Raw genomic sequence first — 18,751 nt, forward strand, 5'->3', positions numbered from 1 at the left:
TCCAACCGGCGGGCCCCGGGCCTACGGAGCTCGAGCTCGCGCCGACCGACGCGTCGCCTCGCGCCGCCGTGGTCACCTCGCTCGCCAGCGCGTTGAGCCGCGCCGTTGCCCTCGGGGATGACGTGGCGGCCCGGGTCGTTTACGAAGCAATCGGTCGGCTGCTTGGGCTGCCAGCAGCAACGGAGGAGCGAGCAATCTTGGGCTGATAGTCGAGCTCGCCGATCGCGCTGAGTCGCCGCCGAGCCTGCCACTCGCCGGCGCCCGCAGACTCTGCTGAGATCGCCCACGCGCGGTGTGTGCGTGCGAAAGCGCCCCGGAGGCCTTAGAAAGCGACGTCGCCAGGCGGCAGGCCTGTGCCGGGGAGGCAAGCGCCAAGGTGTGCGCAGGGCCTGTTCCTCGGCGTGTCTCCTCGGGGGCAATCGAAGATGTACCGGACATCCACGGCCCACGTACAACATTATCCGATAGAACACGAATGGGTTAATAATTGCCATGCGCATGGGTGCTGCCGCGACACCTGTACATCGCTGCTCTACCAGCCGCAGTCGCGCCCTACAAGGCGAGGACGGCGTGGCGGTGCGTGCGCGAAGAGATAGTTCAATTCATCCATCGCAACGAGGGGCGGGGACGGTAGCATCACGCCATGACCCCTTCCGTGTCTTCTCGAGGTGTCACCGATGCGGCTCCGGCCAGGCAGTGCACCTTGGCCGCGACCTGCCGTAGGCAACGACGCACGTCGAGGTCGAAGGGGGTCCAATTTTCGCGGGCCCCTCACCTGGCAGGGCGCGGGAGGAAGCGGCGAACAGGGAGCAGCCACCAGAAAAGTGCGGGGACCGCCTTCGCCTAGGGTCGACCCTCGTTCCCAAGTCGTCGTCCTCGTGCGATACATCGGCCCTGAGCCGATGGAAAAGCCCGCAGCGCCCCCTCAAGAAGGCCAGTTCGTCCGCGTCCGCGCCCGGCGCTACCTCGTCGAGAAGGTCCAGCGCGTCGACGATGAGGACACGGCCGTCACGCTCGCCTGCGTCGACGACGACGCAGCGGGCGCTACCCTCGAGGTTCTCTGGGAACGCGAGCTCGACGGCACCATCCTGAAGACCGACGCCTTCGAAGCTGGCCGCGTTGACGGCTTCGATCGCCCGGACCTGTTCGCCGCTTACCTCGACACGCTGCGCTGGAGCTCCGTCACCTCCACAGATCCGCAGCTCTTCCAGGCCCCATACCGCGCCGGCATCTCAATCAAGGCTCACCAGCTCGAGCCGCTCCGTAAGGCCCTGCTCCTTCCGCGGGTCAACCTCCTCATCGCCGATGATGTTGGCCTCGGCAAGACCATCGAGGCCGGCCTCATCCTTCGCGAACTCCTCCTGCGCCAGCGTGTCCGCCGCGTCGTGGTCGCCTGCCCGCCTTCGGTCGTCCTCCAGTGGCGGGACGAGCTTGCCACCCGCTTCGGCCTCGCCTTCCGCGTCCTTGACCGCGCTTACGTCCTCCGCGTCCGCCGAGAGCGAGGCCACGCCACGAACCCCTGGGCGACCCACCAGCTCTTCGTCGTCTCCCATGCACTGCTGCGCGACGAGGCCTACGCCGGCCTCCTCCGCGCTCTGCTTGGTAGCGAGGGCGAGCCGGGGGGCGGCGCTCGCGCCGGGTCCCTCCTCATCCTCGACGAGGCTCATCATGCGGCCCCCTCCTCGGGCGCCAAATACGCGGTCGACTCCCGCTTCACCCGTGTCATCCGCGATCTCGCCGGCCGCTTCGAGCACCGCCTCTTCCTCTCGGCAACCCCGCACAACGGCCACTCCAATAGCTTCTCGGCGCTGCTCGAGATCCTGGACGACACGCGCTTCTGCCGCGGCGCGCCCATCGATCCCAGGGATCGCGACGCCGTCGTCGTCCGTCGGCTCAAGCGAGACCTCAAGGACGCCCTACCAGGTGAGATCCCCGAGCGGCTCGTCCCGCAGCACGACATCACCGGTCTCCCGGACAACGCTCCCGAGCTCGAGCTCTCGCGCCTGCTCGGGCGCTACCGCGAGCTGCGCGAGACGCGCCTCGCAGCGCTCCCTAAGGGAGCGCAGGCCAGCGCGGCGCTGGTCGTCACCTCGCTGCAGAAGCGGCTCCTCTCCTCCATCCACGCCTTCGCCCGCACGCTGGAGGTCCACCGCCGCTCCGTCACGCAGCGCCGCGCTGCCGCCACGCCGTCCGCACCACCGCCCTCGACCGCGCAGCTTACGCTCCTCGCCGAGCCGCCGGGCATGGACGACGAAGACGCAGAGCGCGACGAGGCATCAATTCGCGCCGAGGAGGACGCCCAGATCGCTCGGGCCACCGCCGCCGATCCGTGCGTCCCTTCCGCCGAGGAGATATCCCTCCTCGACCGCATGCAGGAGATCGCGCAGCGGCACCGCACGGCGCCCGACGAGCGCATCCGCAAGCTCATCGACTGGATCCGCGAGCACCTCTCCCCCGACCTCGCCCCGCTCGACGCGCCGGTCCGTACCGCGCCGAAGGCGTGGACCGATCGCCGCGTCCTCATCTTTACCGAGTACGCGGACACCAAGGATTACGTCTATCAACAGCTCCGGACCGCGATCTGCGAGCCCGAGCGCGTGCGATCGCGTATCCGCACCTTTCATGGAGGAATCTCCGACGAGGTGCGCGAAGAGATCAAGGAAGCCTTCAATGCCGATCCGCGCGTCGAGCCACTGCGTATCCTCGTCTGCACCGACGCCGCCCGCGAAGGCGTCAACCTCCAGAACCACTGCGCAGACCTGTTCCACTTCGACCTGCCGTGGAACCCCTCCCGCGTCGAGCAGCGCAACGGTCGCATCGATCGCACCCTTCAGCGTGCCCCGGAAGTCCGCTGCCATTACTTCGTCTTCACGCAGAGACCCGAGGACCAAGTCCTCGAGACCATAGTCAACAAGACCCGCACCATCCAGAAGGAGCTCGGTAGCATCGGCGCCGTCGTCGAGGGCCGCCTCGCCGCCCTCCTCGAGCGCGGTGTCCCACTTGGCCGGGTTGCCGATCTCCGCGCGGCGATCGAGCAACTCGGCGAGGAGCCGTCCCGCGCCGCCGCTCGCCGCGAAGAGCTGGAAGCAGCGCGTCGCCCGCGGCAGCTTGCGGCTGAACTCGCAGACCTGCGCGAGTTGCTCGAGCGCGCCCGCAGGCACCTGGATTACGAGGGGGACCGTCTCCGCCGCGCAGTCGACGCAGCACTCGGTCTGCTCGGCGCGGGGCAGCTTGAGCCAGTCACAGCGAATGATCTACGGGGCGCCTATCGCTTCCCTGATCTCGCCGCTCGCGCCGCGGTCGACCCGAGCTGGCTCCCCCTCCTCGATCTCCTCCGGCCTCCCCGGGAGCCGTCCGAGGCCCTCTGGGACTGGCGCCGCCGCACGTCTCTCCGTTCCGTCGTCTTCGAGGATCCTGGCAAGCTCGGCGCTGGCGTCGTTCACCTCCACCTCGAGCACCCGCTGGTCCGCCGCCTCCTCGCCCGCTTCTCCGCCCAGGGATTCGTGCACCACGACCTGCACCGCGCTTGCGTCCTCCGTACGCGCGCCGCCGTCCCCTACGCGATACTGTTCGGCCGGGTCGCCCTTTACGGCCGGGAGGCCGCGCGCCTCCACAACGAGATCACGGCCGTCGCAGCCCGTGTCGGAGGCCTCGACGGCCGGGAGCCGCTTACGATCCTGGACGATCCCGCCGAGCCACTTGCCCTCGTACGCGAGGCTCTCGCCGACCCTGCACTGCACGACGTCGATCTCGATTGGGCACGCCGTACCTTCCTCCCCAGCGTCCCCGCCCACCTCGAAGCGCTTGGCCCGCGCCTCAAGCGCCGCCTAGACGAGCGGCAGCGGCAGGCCGACCGCCTCCTCGCCGAGCGCGGAAAAAAGGAGGCCACCGCGCTCGTGAAGATCGTCACGGATCAAGCGAAGCGCCTCGAGCGCCACCGCGCTGAGCTGAAGAAGCGGTACGGTATCGGAAGCGGCGACCAGCTCCTCCTCGGTTTTGCCGAGGATGAACGCGATCAGATTCTAGACGATCTCGCCTACTGGGATCGCCGCCTCGTCGACCTCGAACCGCAGGCACTCGCCGAGGCGGCGCGCATCCGAGAGCACTACCACGTCCGCTCCACCCGCCATGAGGCCGTCGGCCTCGTCTACCTCTGGCCCCAGTCCGGTTAGGAAGTCCATGGCCACCGAGAAGGAACTCCTCTCATTTCATAAAGGCTGGATCGGCGAGCTTACCGCGGAGCACGTCGGCCTTGTCGTCACCGCGCAGGCACTGGTGCGCGCCCAGGCCTACTTCGACCGCAACGTGCTCGCCGAGCTGCACCAGCGCTTCCTGGCGTTGGTGCCCGACTTGGCCGGGCAGACGACCCGTAAGGCCGAGCGCGCCCAGCGCAATGCGGGGGACGATGCCGATCCGCAGATCGCCGACATTTCGGCGCTCTTCACCGATCTGTTCGAATGGCCACGCGACCGCATCGCAGGTGCGCATGGCGGTCCCCCGCTGCCCGAGCTGGTCGTCCGCCTCGACAATTTCGGCGATGATCGCCTTGAGCCCACCTACGCCCTGCTCGACACGCCTCCCGCGGACGGGTCCCCTCCCACGCCCCTTGTCCTCGTGCGCGTCGAGCCACCCGGCACCGATCTCGATCGTCCCCTTTCGGAGGCGGGCCGGCGCTGGGCCGCGAGCTCTGAGGCCCGCTTCGAGCGCCTCCTGCGCGAGCGCGACATTCCGATCGGCCTGCTCGTCCACACCTGCGCTATCCGCCTCGTTTACGCCCCGCGCACCGAAACCGCCGGTCACCTCACGTTTCCCGTGCGGGTGCTGACCCGGACCGCGGGCCGCGACGTCCTCGGCGCGATGGTAATGCTCCTCGGCCCTGGCCTGCTCATGGGTCCCCAGGAGCACCGGCTTCCCGCGATCCTCCGCGAGAGCCGCCGCTACCAAAACGAGGTCTCCAGCAAGCTGGCCGATCAAGTCCTCAGCGCCCTCCAGGATCTACTCGTCGGCTTCCAGTCGGCGCGATCCCTCGCCGGCGACAGGCTCATGGCCCGGGAACTCGTCGAAGACCGGCCGCACCTGTACGGCGGCCTCCTGGCCACGATCCTGCGGCTCGTCTTCCTGCTCTATACCGAGGACAAGGGCCTCTTGCCCGACGATCCGATCTTCACGGGCAGCTACTCCCCGACGGGATTGTATGACCGCCTGCGGGACGACGATGCGCGATTCCACGACACAATGGATCAGCGTTACGGCGCCTGGGCCCAGCTCGTCTCGCTCTTCTCCATGATTTTCTTCGGCGCGCGTTACAAGGCCCTGCGCCTTCCGGCCCGCCTCGGCGACCTATTCGACCCCGACGCCTACCCCTTTCTCGAGGGCCGACCCTATCTCAGCACCCGCGGCAGGTTCGAGCGCATCGACCCCCCGAGTGTCGCCGATGGTGTAGTGTTCCGCGTCCTTCACAAGCTCCTCTTCCTCGACGGCGAACGCATTTCGTACCGGACCCTGGACGTGGAGCAGATCGGCAGCGTGTACGAGGCCATGATGGGCTACACGCTGGAGCAGGCGTCTGGCCCGACGCTCCTGGTCAAGCCGCACCACGCGGCGGTGGATCTCGCGACGCTGCTCAAGAAGAAGCCCGAGGATCGTCTGAAGGACCTCAGTGAGGTCGGTTGTAAGCCTGGCGCCGCGGTGGCCGCCGACATCAAGAAGGCCAGGACGGTGGAGGCGCTAGCGCAGGCGCTGTCAAAGAGCGCGTCTCCGCATCGCCCCGGCGTGCTACCGCCTGGGTCCTTGTACTTGCAGCCGACCGAGGAGCGCCGGCGCTCAGGCTCCCATTACACGCCGCGGGAGCTGACCGAGCCGATCGTACGCAAGACGCTAGAGCCCGTTCTGGCGCAGCTCCCCAAGCGCTACCGGGCATCGGATGTTCTGACCCTCAAGGTGTGCGATCCGGCCATGGGATCGGGGGCATTCCTGGTGGAGGCATGCCGTCAGCTCGGGGCAGCGCTGGAGGAGGCCTGGAAACGCTACCCGGAGGATCGGCCGGTAATCCCGCCGGACGAGACGGAGGAACTGCATGCGCAGCGGCTGGTGACGCAGCGGTGCCTGTACGGCGTAGACAAGAACCCGTTCGCCGTGGCGCTGGCGAAGCTGTCCTTGTGGCTGGTGACGCTGGCGAGGGAGCACCCGTTCACGTTCCTGGACCATGCGCTACGGGAAGGCGACTCGCTGGTGGGCCTGGATCGGGAGCAGATCGCGAGCTTGCACTGGGCGCCAGGAAAGCAGGCACAGGTGCCGCTCCTACGAAAGGGGATCGACGAGGCGCTGAAGAGGGCAGAGGCGCTACGGGAGCAGATCCATCAGCTCGCCGACTCAGATGACACGAAGGAGAAGGAACGGCTTCTGGGGGACGCAGATCACGCCGTGGCTGCAGTGCGGAGGGTTGGCGATCTAGTAGTGGAGGTGTTCTTCTCCGAGACGAAGGAGAAGGCGCGGGTGAACCGACTGGACGACTACGCGAAGCGGCTCGTGCTGGATATCGGGAAGCTGCCTGAGCCGGACCTGCAGTTTAAGCCATTTCACTGGGAAATCGAGTTCCCCGAGGTGTTTTCAAGAAACAGCCCAGGGTTTGATGCCATCGTAGGTAATCCACCATTTTTGGGTGGAACAATGATATCCACCAACACTACCGATGAGTACTTCAAATTCATAACAAATTATTTCGCCGAGTCGGGAAACCGAATGGATCTGGCCGCCTATTTCTTTAGGCGCTCTTTTGACAAGTTACGAAGCGGCGCGTGCATGGGACTAGTGGCAACTAAGACGATCGCCCAAGGGGACACGCGAGCAGGTGGACTGGGCTGGATATGCAGAAACGGAGGCATTATATACGGAGCTCGTCGTCGGCTAAAGTGGCCTGGACGGGCCGCCGTAACAGTTAGAGCACCTAACAAAAGCTCGTTCACCCCGCTTGCTTGAGGGAAGCCGATGGTGCGGCAGAATACAGCGTGGGCAAGCTGTTGGTGCCGGACGAACTCTGGGAACGAATCGTACCTCTATTGCCGAAAACGGAGCCGAAGCCGCAGGGGGGCCGGCCGCGTACGCCTGATCGGATCGCGCTGACCGGTATCTTATTCGTGCTCAAGACCGGGATCCCTTGGGAGTATCTCCCGCAAGAGCTCGGCTGCAGCGGCATGACGTGCTGGCGCAGGTTGCGCGACTGGCAGCAGGCTGGCGTCTGGGATCGGCTCCACGAGGTCTTGCTCGATGAGCTCGGCGAAGCCGACAGGATCAACTGGGAGCGTGCTGCGCTGGATGCCTCGCTGGTTCCGGCAAAAAGGGGGGTGAAAAAACTGGCCCGAACCCCACGGATCGCGGCCGGCCGGGCACGAAATATCACATTCTGGTCGATCAGAATGGTATCCCGCTCGCCGTCGAGATGACGCCGGCGAACGTCCATGACTCGAGGATGTTCACTCCTATGGTGGACGCGGTGCCGCCGATCGCGCGTCCTTGCGGCCGACCGCGGCGCCGCCCCAAGAAACTGCATGCCGATAAGGCCTACGACGACCCGGCCCTTCGGTTGGCTTGTCATCTGCGCCACATCGTGCCCCGCATCGCTCGAAAGGGCATCGAGTCGTCGGAGAAACTCGGCCGTTACCGCTGGGTCGTCGAACGGACGATCGCTTGGCTCCGGCGCTTCCGCCGCTTGACCGTGCGGTATGAGCGCCGTGCCGACATTCACCGAGCGTTCCTCCTGCTCGCCGTATGCCTGATCTGCCTCAACCATATCCCGACGGGCTTTTGTTAGGCGCTCTTAGTATAATTCATTTGGCAAAACATGTCACGATTGCCAAAAAGACAATCGACGACATTCCCGCAGATCAGATTACGGCATACTTGTTCCGGCACGGCAGTAGCGAGGAGCCGGCTCGACTTCGTGCTAGTAGTGGCTTAGTTTTTGAAGGTTACAAGATAGCGGGTCAAGGCTTTCTGTTTGACGATCTTGACCAGGATGCGAATCCTACCTCAGAGATGAAGCGATTGATCGCAAAAGATCGCCGCAACAAAGAGAAGATATTTTCTTATCTCGGAGGGGACGAAATCAACTCAAGCCCTATCCATGCGGCACATCGCTATGTAATCAATTTTGGGACCGCAACAGAGGAAGAGGCAAACGCGTGGCCCGACTTGATGGCCATTGTTCGCAACAAGGTCAAGCCTCGTCGAGATGTTGCAAATAGAGGTGCACATCGAGTTCGATGGTGGCAGTACGGAGAGGTTCGTCCAGGGCTTAGTGCGGTGCTGGCTCGTCAAGACAAGGTGATCGTTATCGGGCGCGTATCGCAGCACTTTGCTGTTGCAATCGTGGACTCGAAGCAGGTGTTTTCCGAGCAGCTGGATGTATTTTCTTTGTGTAGCTATGGCGCGTTTGCGGTGATTCAGTCGCGTTTGCACGAGTTTTGGGCGCGGTTCTTTGGATCGTCTCTGGAGGATCGACTTCGCTATACACCCACTGATTGCTTTGAGACGTTCGCGTTTCCTCCTGGCTGGGATCATAATCTTGCCATCGACGAGGCGGGCAAGTGCTACTACGAGTACCGGGTAGCTCTGATGATCAAGAACCAGCAGGGTCTCACTACTACATATAACCGCTTTCACGATCCTGAGGAAGAGGAGCCTGACATTAAGAGGCTTCGCGAATTTCACGATATCATGGATCGTGCGGTTCTTGACGCTTATGGGTGGACTGATATTCGGCCCGTGTGCGCTTTTCTCCTCGATTATGAGGACGACGATGATGCTGAGCCCGAGTCAGCCGGACGGCCGCGCAAGAAGAAGCCTTGGCGTTATCGCTGGCCCGACGACGTCCGCGACGAAGTTCTCGCCCGGCTTCTCGCCCTCAACCAAGAGCGCGCCGCCGCCGACTCTGCCGCCACCCAGCGTGTCGCTGGCGTGCCCTCACCGAAGAAGACCCGTTGATCTCTCGGGTGCAGTTCCGCTCAGCCGCTTTGTTCTGTCTGCTCAAATGCTCCTCCAGTAGTGCCGCCCCCCGCCTCTTGCTACGCACCGCGGTCCTGTTGCTCCCTCCTGTCGCCCGGTGCCGCCGTGAAACGGCTGGATCCGAGCACGTCGGTGGTTCAGAACTGTGTCGGAGTCCTAGGTTTGCCACCCACCTCCTCGCAGAAGTCTCTCCCGGACCGACATCTACCTCGTTCTCCGCTGGAGCACGTCGCGGCCATATCTTTCCGCTCGCCAATCGCGTATTCTCGCCGGCCCCGACTGTACGCTCCTGACGGTGGGTCGGGAGGAGGGAGTAACACGCCGTGGAGCCTGTGGACGTACGCGAGCGTCTTGTGGAGATCCTCCGCGAGGACCTCGTGGGGCCGGCCGTGCCGGACGAGCGCCTCGCAATTCCACCGTCCCGCTGGTATCTCACCGGCTTCCTCGTCCCGTTCGAGGGGGACGAGGGAGACCGCGTCGATCCCGAGGCGCAGGAGGAGCCGGACGAGATCGGGGATGATCCCCGGGCCGCCGACGCCCGCGCGCCGGATCCCACGTCGCGTCGGCGCGTGCTGCTTCCTGCATCGCTCGGGCTCAGCGTTCTCGTGCCGTCGTCGGTGCGCAACCTCCGGGTTACGGCCACGTGGGGGGACTACGCACCTGAGGCTCCACCGGCTTGTCAGACTACCCCACCCCGCTCTGACGAGGCCGACGAGACGCGGCCCGTCGCACGGCCCTGGCGCCGGGCGCCCCGGGAGGTCACGCGCGAGCTCCTCGTCGACCCGGCAGGCTCGCTGCAGTCCTACCCCCTGGAGACAGGCGAGAGCGGGCTCACTCTCGTCGTGCTGAGCCGGCGCCGCGCCGACGGGGACGGGCTCACCGTCTCCGTGTTCCTCGTCAACCGGCGTCCGCCGGGGTCGCCGCGCGACGCGGCCTTCGCCTTCCAGGCGGCGCTCGCTCTCCATTGCGAGGAGGGACTGACGGCGAGGCCCAACCTGCGCGGCCGCGACGATGGGAGAGACAATGTCGATGCGGACGAGCAGGTGGCCGAGCTCCAGTACCGCGACGCGGTTGAGCATGCGGTCGGGCACAACGTGGCCACGGCGGCTCGCCTGGACGAGGATGGGGTTTGCCGGCGGGTCGAGACCGTGTGGATCCCGAGTGCCGAGGTCGAGCGGGTGGTGCCTGCTACGCTCGAGGGGCTCGATGCTCGCATGGAGGCGCTCGCGAGTGTGCCAGATCTGCGCGCAGCGCTCTCGCCGATCGCCGATGCCTACAAGGCGTGGATCGAGCAGCAGGCTGCGGCGCGCCTCGCAGATGAGGCCCAGCGGCCCATGCTGGAACAGCTGCTGCGCGACGCCCGCTGCGTGCAGGGGCGCATCGCAGAGGGGATCGCGGCGCTCGCGGACGAGAGGGCCGACGCGGCGCTGCGAATCACCTGCCGGGTGATGGCCCAAGCGGCGCGCGCCCGGCGGCCCACGGTGACGCCGGCGTGGTACCCGTTTCAGCTCGCGTTCGTGCTGATGAACGTGCCCGGAATCGTCCATCCACAGGATACGACGCGCAGGGACGTGGACCTGCTGTTTTTCCCGACGGGCGGCGGGAAGACGGAGGCGTACCTAGGCCTTGCCGCGTTCACGCTGGTGTACCGGCGCCTTCGGCATCCGGGCGTGCGAGGGGCCGGGGTGAGCGTGCTGATGCGCTACACGCTGAGGCTGCTCACGCTCGATCAGCTCGAGCGGGCTGCGGCCCTGATGTGCGCGCTGGAGATCGCCCGGGAAGCGGATCCGCGGCTCGGGACGTGGCCCTTCGAGATCGGGCTCTGGGTCGGCGAAGCCGCCACGCCTAACCGGATGGGCCGGGCGGGAGATCGGAATCCACACTCGGCGCGGGAGAAGACGCTGGCATTCCGGCTGCATTCCGGCCGGAACCCCTCGCCGATCCCCATCGAGCGCTGCCCGTGGTGCCACCAGGTATTCAAGCCGCTGAGTTTCCGGCTGCTCCCTGATGACGAGAAGCCGGAGCGGCTCGATGTGTACTGCGCGTCCGCGTCGTGTCGCTGGTCAAGCCGACCGCTGCCGATCGTCGCCGTGGACGAGCCGATCTACCGACGGCTGCCCTGCTTCCTGATCGCGACCGTGGACAAGATCGCGCAACTCCCCTGGGTGGGCGAGACGGGAGCGCTATTCGGGCGCGTAACCCGATACGACGCCGAGGGCTTCTACGGGCCCTGCGACAGGCCCGGGATCGGGACGCCAATTCCCGGAGGGCGGCTGCCGCCGCTGGACCTGGTGATCCAGGACGAGCTACACCTCATCTCCGGACCGCTCGGGACGATGGTCGGGCTTTACGAAACGGCCGTGGATGGGCTCTGTGCGGAGGGAGAAGCGGCGCCGAAGGTGGTGGCCTCGACGGCGACGGTGCGGCGGGCAGCGCGGCAGATCCAGGCGCTCTTCGCCCGCGATAGCACGGTGGTGTTCCCGCCGCCGGGGCCCGACCGGAAGGACTCGTTCTTCGCGAAGACGGTGCCGGCCCCACGGACGCCCGAGGAACGCGCGGACACGGCGTACGCCCACGCGCGGCGGTATGTGGGCGTGGCCGCACCGGGGCGGAGTCTGAAAAAGGTGATGCTCCAGGTGTCTCTGGCGCTGCTCGCGGGGGCGCAGCAGCTTTACGAGGAGGCCGGCGGCGACGCGGTCGAGCACAACTCAGCGGCGCCATACATGACGCTGCTCGGGTACTTCAACAGCCTGCGCGAACTCGGCGGGAGCCGGAGGATAATCGAGGACGAGGTCGCCACGCGGTTGCGCCGGTACGACGAACGGCAGCGACCCGAACGGGCTGCGCCGGTCTTCGCGCGGCGGTCGATGGGTGAAGTGGTCGAGTTGACGAGCCGCGAGCCTACGTCGCGCATCTCGGCGTCACGCCAGCGCCTGGAGGTGCAGCCACGGGCGAAAACGCTTCAGCCGGTCGACGTGGCGCTGGCGACCAACATGATCTCGGTCGGGCTCGACATCCCGCGACTTGGGTTGATGATGGTTGCCGGCCAGCCCAGGGCGACTGCCGAGTACATCCAGGCGACGAGCCGGGTCGGGCGCGATCCCCAGCGGCCAGGGCTCGTCGTGACGCTGCTCAACGTGCACCGGCCGCGCGATCGGTCGCACTACGAGCGGTTTGAGGCCTACCACGCAAGCTTCTACCGGGCGGTGGAGGCGACCAGCGTGACGCCGTTCTCGCCACGCGCGATCGATCGAGGTGGTGCGGCGGTACTCGTGGCGCTCACGCGGCTCCTGGACCCCAGGATGACGCCGGAGGGGGCCGCGGCGGGCATCGGCAGGGTGAAGCCGCTCCAGGAACAGGTCGAAGAGTTGCTCAGGCAGCGGGTGGCAGAAGCGATCTCGTCCGAAGAAAGGGCGGCGCTGCACGTCGACTTGGGCAAGCGGGCCCAAGATCTCTTCGATTCATGGTCGGAACTGGCCGACGAGCACACAGGCCTGCGCTACGCGCGCGCGGAGAAGAAGGCTCCGACGCTACTCTATGATCCGTTGGCGGAGCGGCCCACGAACGATGACCGCGAGAAGTTCCGGGCGCCGCGCTCGCTCCGCGACGTGGAGCCGATTGTGGCGCTGCGCGTCCAGGTGCCCGAATTGCCGGAGGAGACCTGAGATGGCTACGAAGAGGACCGGCAACCGGGGGGCCGGCGCCAGGAAGGGTCGCGCGGGCGGACAAGGGGAGGGCCCCGCGCCGCCCGACGGACACATCCGGCGGAGTCAGGCCGTAACGACTTTCGGCCCGGGGGCGCTTGTGGACCTACCAGCGCGATCGGGCATTGTGTCGGGGCCCGACCACTGGGGCGACCCTGCAGCGGAGGATTCGCGGCTCCGTCGCGTCGAGGAGCCCCGGCTGCTCGCCCACCTGGCAGAGGCTGGGATCACGGGGCTCTACACGCCGCCTGCGGCACCCAGCCGTGACGACGCAAAAGCCGAAATCCCTGTCTGGGAGCTGCCCCGGTGGTTTCTCGTGGACCCCCATGCGCCCCAGGGGGAAGACCGCGCGCGACGCTCGCGCCGGATGGTTCACCGTAGCGCGTTCGAGGGCATGACGTGGGGCGGCCGCCCGGTGGTGCCGATCCGGTTCGTGCAGGCCTGCATTCACGGGCACGTGGGCGACGTCGACTGGATGACGTTCGTGCACCGGGGAGAGAGCAAATGCGAGGCGCTGTACCTCGACGAGGTGGGGACGACCGGGGACTTCGCCGAGATCTTCGTGCGCTGCGCGTGCCGTGCCAGCCGGGCGCTGCTCGACGCCATCCCCCGCCACAAGGACGATTCGAACGAGATGCCGCTCGGGGTGTGCCCGGGCGGTGAGCCCTGGCTGGGGCCATTGCACTGGCGCGGCGGGCCCGGCCGATGCGATGCACCGGCTCGGCTGCTCGTGCGCTCCGCGACGAATGCATATTTCCCGGAGCTCATGACAGCGATTTCGATCCCGGGCGGCGCATCGCTGGCCGATCGCATGGTGGCAGAGCTGTGGGAAGAGGCGCGCTTGGAGGTTATCGACACCGGAGAGGCGCTGCGCCTGGCAAGGAAACTTTTGCCCAAGTTGGAGGATGCCTTCAAGAGGCTGGAGCTGAACGACGCGGACGTGCTGGCGGCCATCGAGCGGCGGCGGCGCGATCGCGCCACCGCGCAGGGAGGGCTGAAAGGGCCCGAGATCGCACGCCTGCTGAGTGAGGATCTCGGGGTGGATAAGGAGGAAAGCGAGCTGTTTGCGACGGAAGTCGCGCTCCCCGAGCCTCGTCCGCCGCGGCTTCAGGCTGTCCGGCGAGTGCTTTCCGTGCACCGGCTGCGAGAGGTGGTTGCGTTGATCGGGTTCACGCGGATCGATCAGCCGACGCGCGACGCGGAGGGGGCGCTGGCCGTGGGCGCGCGGCGGGCGCGGCTGTCAGCAGAGGCACGGTGGGTGCCTGCCGTGGAAAACCAGGGAGAAGGGCTGTTCGTGGCCCTCGACCCAGGCGTGGTGGAGTCGTGGATGACGCGGCCGAAGGTGGAGCAGCGCGAGACCGAGTTGCGCGCGGGGTTTGTGGCCTGGGCGGCGAGGCACGCCGACGCGGCAGCGCGATTTCCCGGAGTGGCGTACGTGATGCTGCATTCGCTGTCGCACCTACTGCTGACCGCGGTGGCGCTTGAGTGCGGCTATGCGGCAAGCTCGATCCGCGAACGGGTCTACGCGGGGCCAGAGGGGTATGGGGTGCTGCTCTACACGGCGACGGCGGACGCGGAGGGGACGCTCGGCGGACTGGCCGGGGCGGCGGGGCGGCTCGATCGACATCTCCAGGCGGCTCTCGCTTACGGATCGCTATGTTCGAACGATCCGGTCTGCGCTCAGCACGAGCCGCGCCAGGCCCTTGAGGAGCGCTTTCTGCACGGGGCGGCTTGCCACGGATGCCTTCTCCTGCCGGAAACGAGCTGCGAGCACCGGAACGAGCTCTTGGACCGAGCACTGGTGATGCCTACGGTAGAACCGATCGGAGCGGAGCTGTTCGGGCCGGATACTGGTACATGGTAAGCACGATGGGCCCGGAGCTAGAGAAGCTCGGAGTGCCGGCGCTGAAGCGGCTAGTCGAGGCGCTAGAGCGGCGCCTGCTCACGTGGCCACCTACAGCGACGGCGCTACGGAGTAAGCAGATACACGAAAATTCCGAGGCGCTGGCCACAGATTTGAAGGCACTTCACGCCGCGTTCTCGTCCATCGAGGAAGGCGTCGCGGTTCTCAAGCTGCTGAAGACGGAGCGGGCGCGCTGCGAGGAAGAGCAGCGACGCCGTCTGACCCTGGTATGGTCGGGGCCCGAAGGGGCGTCGCAGAGCCGGGACACCGCAGTGGCAGTGAAGGAGCTGTTCACGACGGCGAAGCGGAAGGTGCTGCTGTCGACCTTCAACCTGGGTACTCCGGATCTACTGAAGCCGCTCGTGGAGCGCCAGAAGAATCCCCCTCATCTCGATGTGCGACTGTTCCTGTGCATCAATAAGCAGTTGATGCGGGGGTGGATGGAGAGGGACACCATGGTCCAAGACACATCCGAGCAGGGCAAGAAGCACCGTTACCCGGAAGATCCAGAGGCGGTGTTCCGAGAGAGGTTCAAGAGGAAGTACTGGCCCGATGTGCTCCTGCCGCAGGTCTTTTACGACACCCGGAAGCAGTTCGTGCTGCATGCGAAGTGCGTCATCGTGGATGACGAAGTGGCCTACGTGGGATCGGCAAATCTGAGCAAGTGGGCACACACAGACAATTTCGAGGCCGGAGTTATCGTGCGAGATCCTCGGTTTGCCAAGGAGTTGGCGCAACAGTTCGAGCAATTGGCATACAAGGGGAAGATGAGAAAAGTGGCCTGGTAGATGATATTTATGACGCTCTGGTCCTCAGATGAATCGAGCTGGGCTTGCTCGGCTTCCGCCTCTCGGGTTCTGTAGCAGGGTGACGAGGATGCGAGGAGCGCCGAGCTCGCCACGCGGTCATCGAGGGGCGAGCACTTTGAGCAACGTGCGCAAAGCGATCTCGAAGCCAAAGTGTATCTAATTGTCAATCAGAAGCACGCGGAACGTGTCAAGTAATTCTCGCTTGACACGCTGGCGGGTTTAAGTCGCCCTCGTGGCCAGAATCGATCGCTGACACCCTGACAACGCCCTGAATATCATAAGAGCGTCGAACGTTCGCTCCGCCTCATGGTCGTCCAAGTCACGCCGGAAGTGCACAACCAGGCCTTGATGCTCATTGCGACGCCACTCTCCGGGCGAAGTCCTCCATGGTTACCCGAGGCCCGATGCTGTCGCGCAGCGCACCGATGGCCTTTGTGCGTCGCTTGTAGAGCGAAGATAGAGGTAGCCCTGCGTCTTCTGCCACCTGGGCCATCGGGATCCCATCCAGATCGTGTGCCACGAGAACAAAGCGCAGCTTCGGTTCGAGATCGTTCACCGCGTCGATAGTGGCCGTCCTGATGCTGTCGGATTCCATCGTAGCAGCGACATCCGGCGCTGGATCGGCCACATCGATCAAATCGACGAGCTCCTCCCTGCGGTGCCGCATACGCTGGTGATAGTGCGACGCAACGTGTACGGTGATCGCGTTCAACCAGCGTTCCGGCCTGCCACGCTTCGGATCGAACCTGGGCCAGCTCTCCCAGGCGTTGAGCCAGACTTGGCCTGCGACGTCGGTACGATGGCACCATGGGATCCCCAGCCTCCCCAGCCAGCGCAGCACGGCACGAACCTGCGCCGGGCAAAACAAGCGCGCGTGCGCGGCGGCGCGCTCGTCTTCATTCGACAGACGATCCATGGCGTTACCCTCCCCCGCGGGCAATCGCCCGTAAGCGAGTGATGCCGCGCGTCCGCCTCATGCGGCACCGGTTCGCGGTCTTCCCCGTCCGCTACCAGAGGAAGACGTCAGCCGTAGCTGCTCAGTTCTCGTAGCGGCGGCATGCTCGCGAGCAGGCATCTGATGGCGTGTAGCTGCGAGGCTCGGCGGCGCTCATCCATGGCTCCCTACGCCCGGAAGTGTCGTGTTCAGCGGAGAGCGCTCTGCGTCGTCCCAGTCGGACGTGTTGGCGGAGCTCGTCCCCGCCTCGTCACGCTGTAGCGGGAAGCTCGTCAGCGTGGCGGCGCGCTGGACGAGCTCCGCCCCCGTGGCGGTGCGGACAGGGAGCGGCGACGGAAGCCGCGGCAGCGGGGGCGGCGGGAGCTTCGCCCGCGGGCTCCTGGCCGCAAGCTCGGGAGACGGCACCACGGGCGGAGGAACGTCGAGCGCGCGGGGCGGTATCGTCGGCGTCGTCGGTGCCGCCGAGCTCGGCGCCGACGACGCCGCGGGAAGCGCCGAGCTCTCACGCTTGGTGCTGGGCGCACCGATCTGCATTACCACCGTCGTCTCCGCGTCCGTTCGGTGGTCGTCGTGCAGCCGCCACAGGCGCTCCCAGTACCGCGCAGGCGTGCCGGTGAAGGACTCCAGCTGCCGGGCAAGGCCGGGCGTCATCGGCAGGTCGCTCCTCAGCAACCGCTCCACCTCCCTCGGTTCCAACCCCGTGCTCTCGGCCAGCTTTCTCCTCCACGAAGGCGTCGTCGCGCAGAACGACTCGAGGACCCTTCCTGGCCAGGGGACGAGGCGCGTGCGGGCCTCCGTCAGCTCTGCGAGCGCCGCGTCGACGTGACAGTCCAGGAGGCGCCGGTATCGGTCTCGCTCGCCCGCTGCCTGCCCCTTCGCATCGGTGAGGGCTGCCTCCTCGTCATCATGCGCGTGCTCGCGCGCCTCGCGAAGCCCGCGCTCGCGTCCCAGCGCTTCGCGCGCGGTGACCGCGAAGCCGATCGCGACGCACGCGATCATCGCGAGCCCGAGCGGCGACACCAGCCACATCGCCCCCAACATGTCTTCCATGAACTTTCGCCTCCTGGACCTGAGCGTTGTTGTCCGACGCAAGGCGGATCTCGGCGTTGCGCTGCGCGAAAGCAGCACCGCTATCCCCGCCTGCCTAGCTGTTGATGGGTAGCCGACGATTCAGCGAAGCTGCCTGAGCAGCTCTTCGCGCTCGGCGGCGAGCCGCCCTCGCGGGAACTGCCGCGCGTGGGCATCGAGCAGGCGCCGAGCCTCGACGTCGGCCATGACGTCGTTGGCCTCGATGGCCCTCCGCGCCTGGTTGACCAGGCTCCTCTCGACCTCGCCGGCGGTCGGTCGAACGGCACTCGCCGGAGGCGCGGCCCGGTGAGTTCTCGTCTTCGCGTTCGAGGGAGCGGGCGTGCCGGTCGCCATCGCTTCGCCGCGCGCGCTTCCGTGTTCCGTCGACGACGAGATTTCGTGCGCGGTCGCCGCGGCGGGCGCCGCCGCATCGGGCGCCCCATCCCCGCTGGCGGGCCCCGCGGCGCTCTGGGCGCCATCTCGCGCGGGGGGCGCCACGGCGTCCTGCTCTGCGGGCGCGGTGGCAGGGGCGCGGACCGCCGCCGCCCTGATCCACGATTCCAGGTCGGGCAAGGGCGGCACGGTGGAGACGAGCGCGCCGGTCAGCAGGACGAGCGCGGCCTGAACGACGATCCTCAGGCCCAGCCGGCGCAGCGAGGCCACCCACGACGCACGACGGCCGAAGCCCAGTGCAAGCGGCACGCAGATGCTCCCGTCCCTTCCCTGAGAGCGCTCCTGCGCCTGCCACCGTCCCCCCTGCAGCTCGAGCTCCTTGTGCGCCCGCCGGTGTCGCGTCTTCACCGTGTCCAGCGGGAGCCCCTGCTCGGCGGCGATCTCGGCGAGCGGGACCTCCTCGAGGTCGTGCTTGATCACGAGATCCCGGTACTTGGGCTCGAGTTGGTCGATCAGCTGCCGGGTGAGCTTTTCCCGCTGCCGCCTGCGGAGCAGCTCTTCCGGCGTGGGGAGCTCATCTCGGATCTCGCGCTCATCGAACGACGTGAGCACCTCGCCGCGGCAGCGCGCGTCCCGGACGTGATTGCGCGCCTGGTTGACGGCGATCGTGACGCGGTACGGCCCCGGGTCGCCGCCCGGCTCGATCCGTTGGTCGGCGTCGAGCCCCCGCAGCAGCGCTTCCTGGGCGATATCCTCGGCGTTTCGCGCTGGTACACCGTGGCGCCTGGCCAGGCGCCGGAAGAGCTCGAAGCCGGGGGAGACGGTCGCTGGCTTGGCCACGGTAAGCAGCACACGCGAGGCGGCCCAAAAGGTTCAGAGAAATGAGTCGAGGAGCAACTTCGGTAGCATAGTGTGC

General features: G+C 66.6%; 9 protein-coding genes and 1 pseudogene. 7 read left to right on the forward strand and 3 right to left on the reverse strand.

The annotated features are described in order from the left end of the window. The first annotated feature begins 902 nt into the window (after positions 1-902). The 7 genes and pseudogenes from drmD to WME97_RS16975 all read left to right on the forward strand — a co-directional run bounded on the left by drmD (position 903) and on the right by WME97_RS16975 (position 15,398). Positions 903-4,172 (forward strand): DISARM system SNF2-like helicase DrmD, encoded by a 3,270-nt coding sequence (gene drmD / locus WME97_RS16945; protein WP_437552936.1) that lies wholly within the window; start codon positions 903-905, stop codon positions 4,170-4,172. Positions 4,173-4,179: 7 nt separating this feature from the next. Beyond that, positions 4,180-6,978 (forward strand): Eco57I restriction-modification methylase domain-containing protein, encoded by a 2,799-nt coding sequence (locus WME97_RS16950; protein WP_437552937.1) that lies wholly within the window; start codon positions 4,180-4,182, stop codon positions 6,976-6,978. A 44-nt stretch (positions 6,979-7,022) separates the two neighbouring features. Beyond that, a pseudogene (locus tag WME97_RS16955) lies at positions 7,023-7,810 on the forward strand (IS5 family transposase). Positions 7,811-7,830: 20 nt separating this feature from the next. Beyond that, positions 7,831-8,982, forward strand: a complete 1,152-nt coding sequence (locus WME97_RS16960; protein WP_437555407.1) for a type IIL restriction-modification enzyme MmeI — start codon at positions 7,831-7,833, stop codon at positions 8,980-8,982. Positions 8,983-9,326: 344 nt separating this feature from the next. Continuing rightward, positions 9,327-12,668, forward strand: coding sequence for a DISARM system helicase DrmA (gene drmA / locus WME97_RS16965; protein WP_437552938.1), 3,342 nt, complete (start codon positions 9,327-9,329; stop codon positions 12,666-12,668). A 1-nt stretch (position 12,669) separates the two neighbouring features. Next, the gene (drmB, locus tag WME97_RS16970; protein ID WP_437552939.1) at positions 12,670-14,571 is read left to right on the forward strand and encodes a DrmB family protein; all 1,902 of its coding nucleotides are present in this window, start codon (positions 12,670-12,672) and stop codon (positions 14,569-14,571) included. A gap of 5 nt (positions 14,572-14,576) precedes the next feature. Beyond that, complete coding sequence (locus WME97_RS16975; protein WP_437552940.1) at positions 14,577-15,398, forward strand: phospholipase D-like domain-containing protein; 822 nt, start codon at positions 14,577-14,579, stop codon at positions 15,396-15,398. A 373-nt stretch (positions 15,399-15,771) separates the two neighbouring features. Here the strand turns inward: WME97_RS16975 and WME97_RS16980 are convergent, their stop codons facing one another. The 3 genes from WME97_RS16980 to WME97_RS16990 all read right to left on the reverse strand — a co-directional run bounded on the left by WME97_RS16980 (position 15,772) and on the right by WME97_RS16990 (position 18,675). After that, positions 15,772-16,335, reverse strand: a complete 564-nt coding sequence (locus WME97_RS16980; RefSeq protein ID WP_437552941.1) for a sigma-70 family RNA polymerase sigma factor — start codon at positions 16,333-16,335, stop codon at positions 15,772-15,774. A gap of 192 nt (positions 16,336-16,527) precedes the next feature. Further along, positions 16,528-17,424: a helix-turn-helix transcriptional regulator gene (locus tag WME97_RS16985; protein WP_437552942.1), complete on the reverse strand. Its 897-nt coding sequence runs from the start codon at positions 17,422-17,424 to the stop codon at positions 16,528-16,530. Between the two features lie 120 nt (positions 17,425-17,544). Continuing rightward, a complete protein-coding gene (locus WME97_RS16990; RefSeq protein ID WP_437552943.1) occupies positions 17,545-18,675 on the reverse strand; it encodes an RNA polymerase sigma factor in 1,131 nt (376 codons plus the stop codon). Positions 18,676-18,751 lie beyond the last annotated feature (76 nt).

The sequence above is a fragment of the Sorangium sp. So ce367 genome (assembly GCF_051520455.1).
In the GTDB taxonomy this organism is placed as follows: Bacteria; Myxococcota_A; Polyangia; order Polyangiales; family Polyangiaceae; genus Sorangium; species Sorangium cellulosum_B.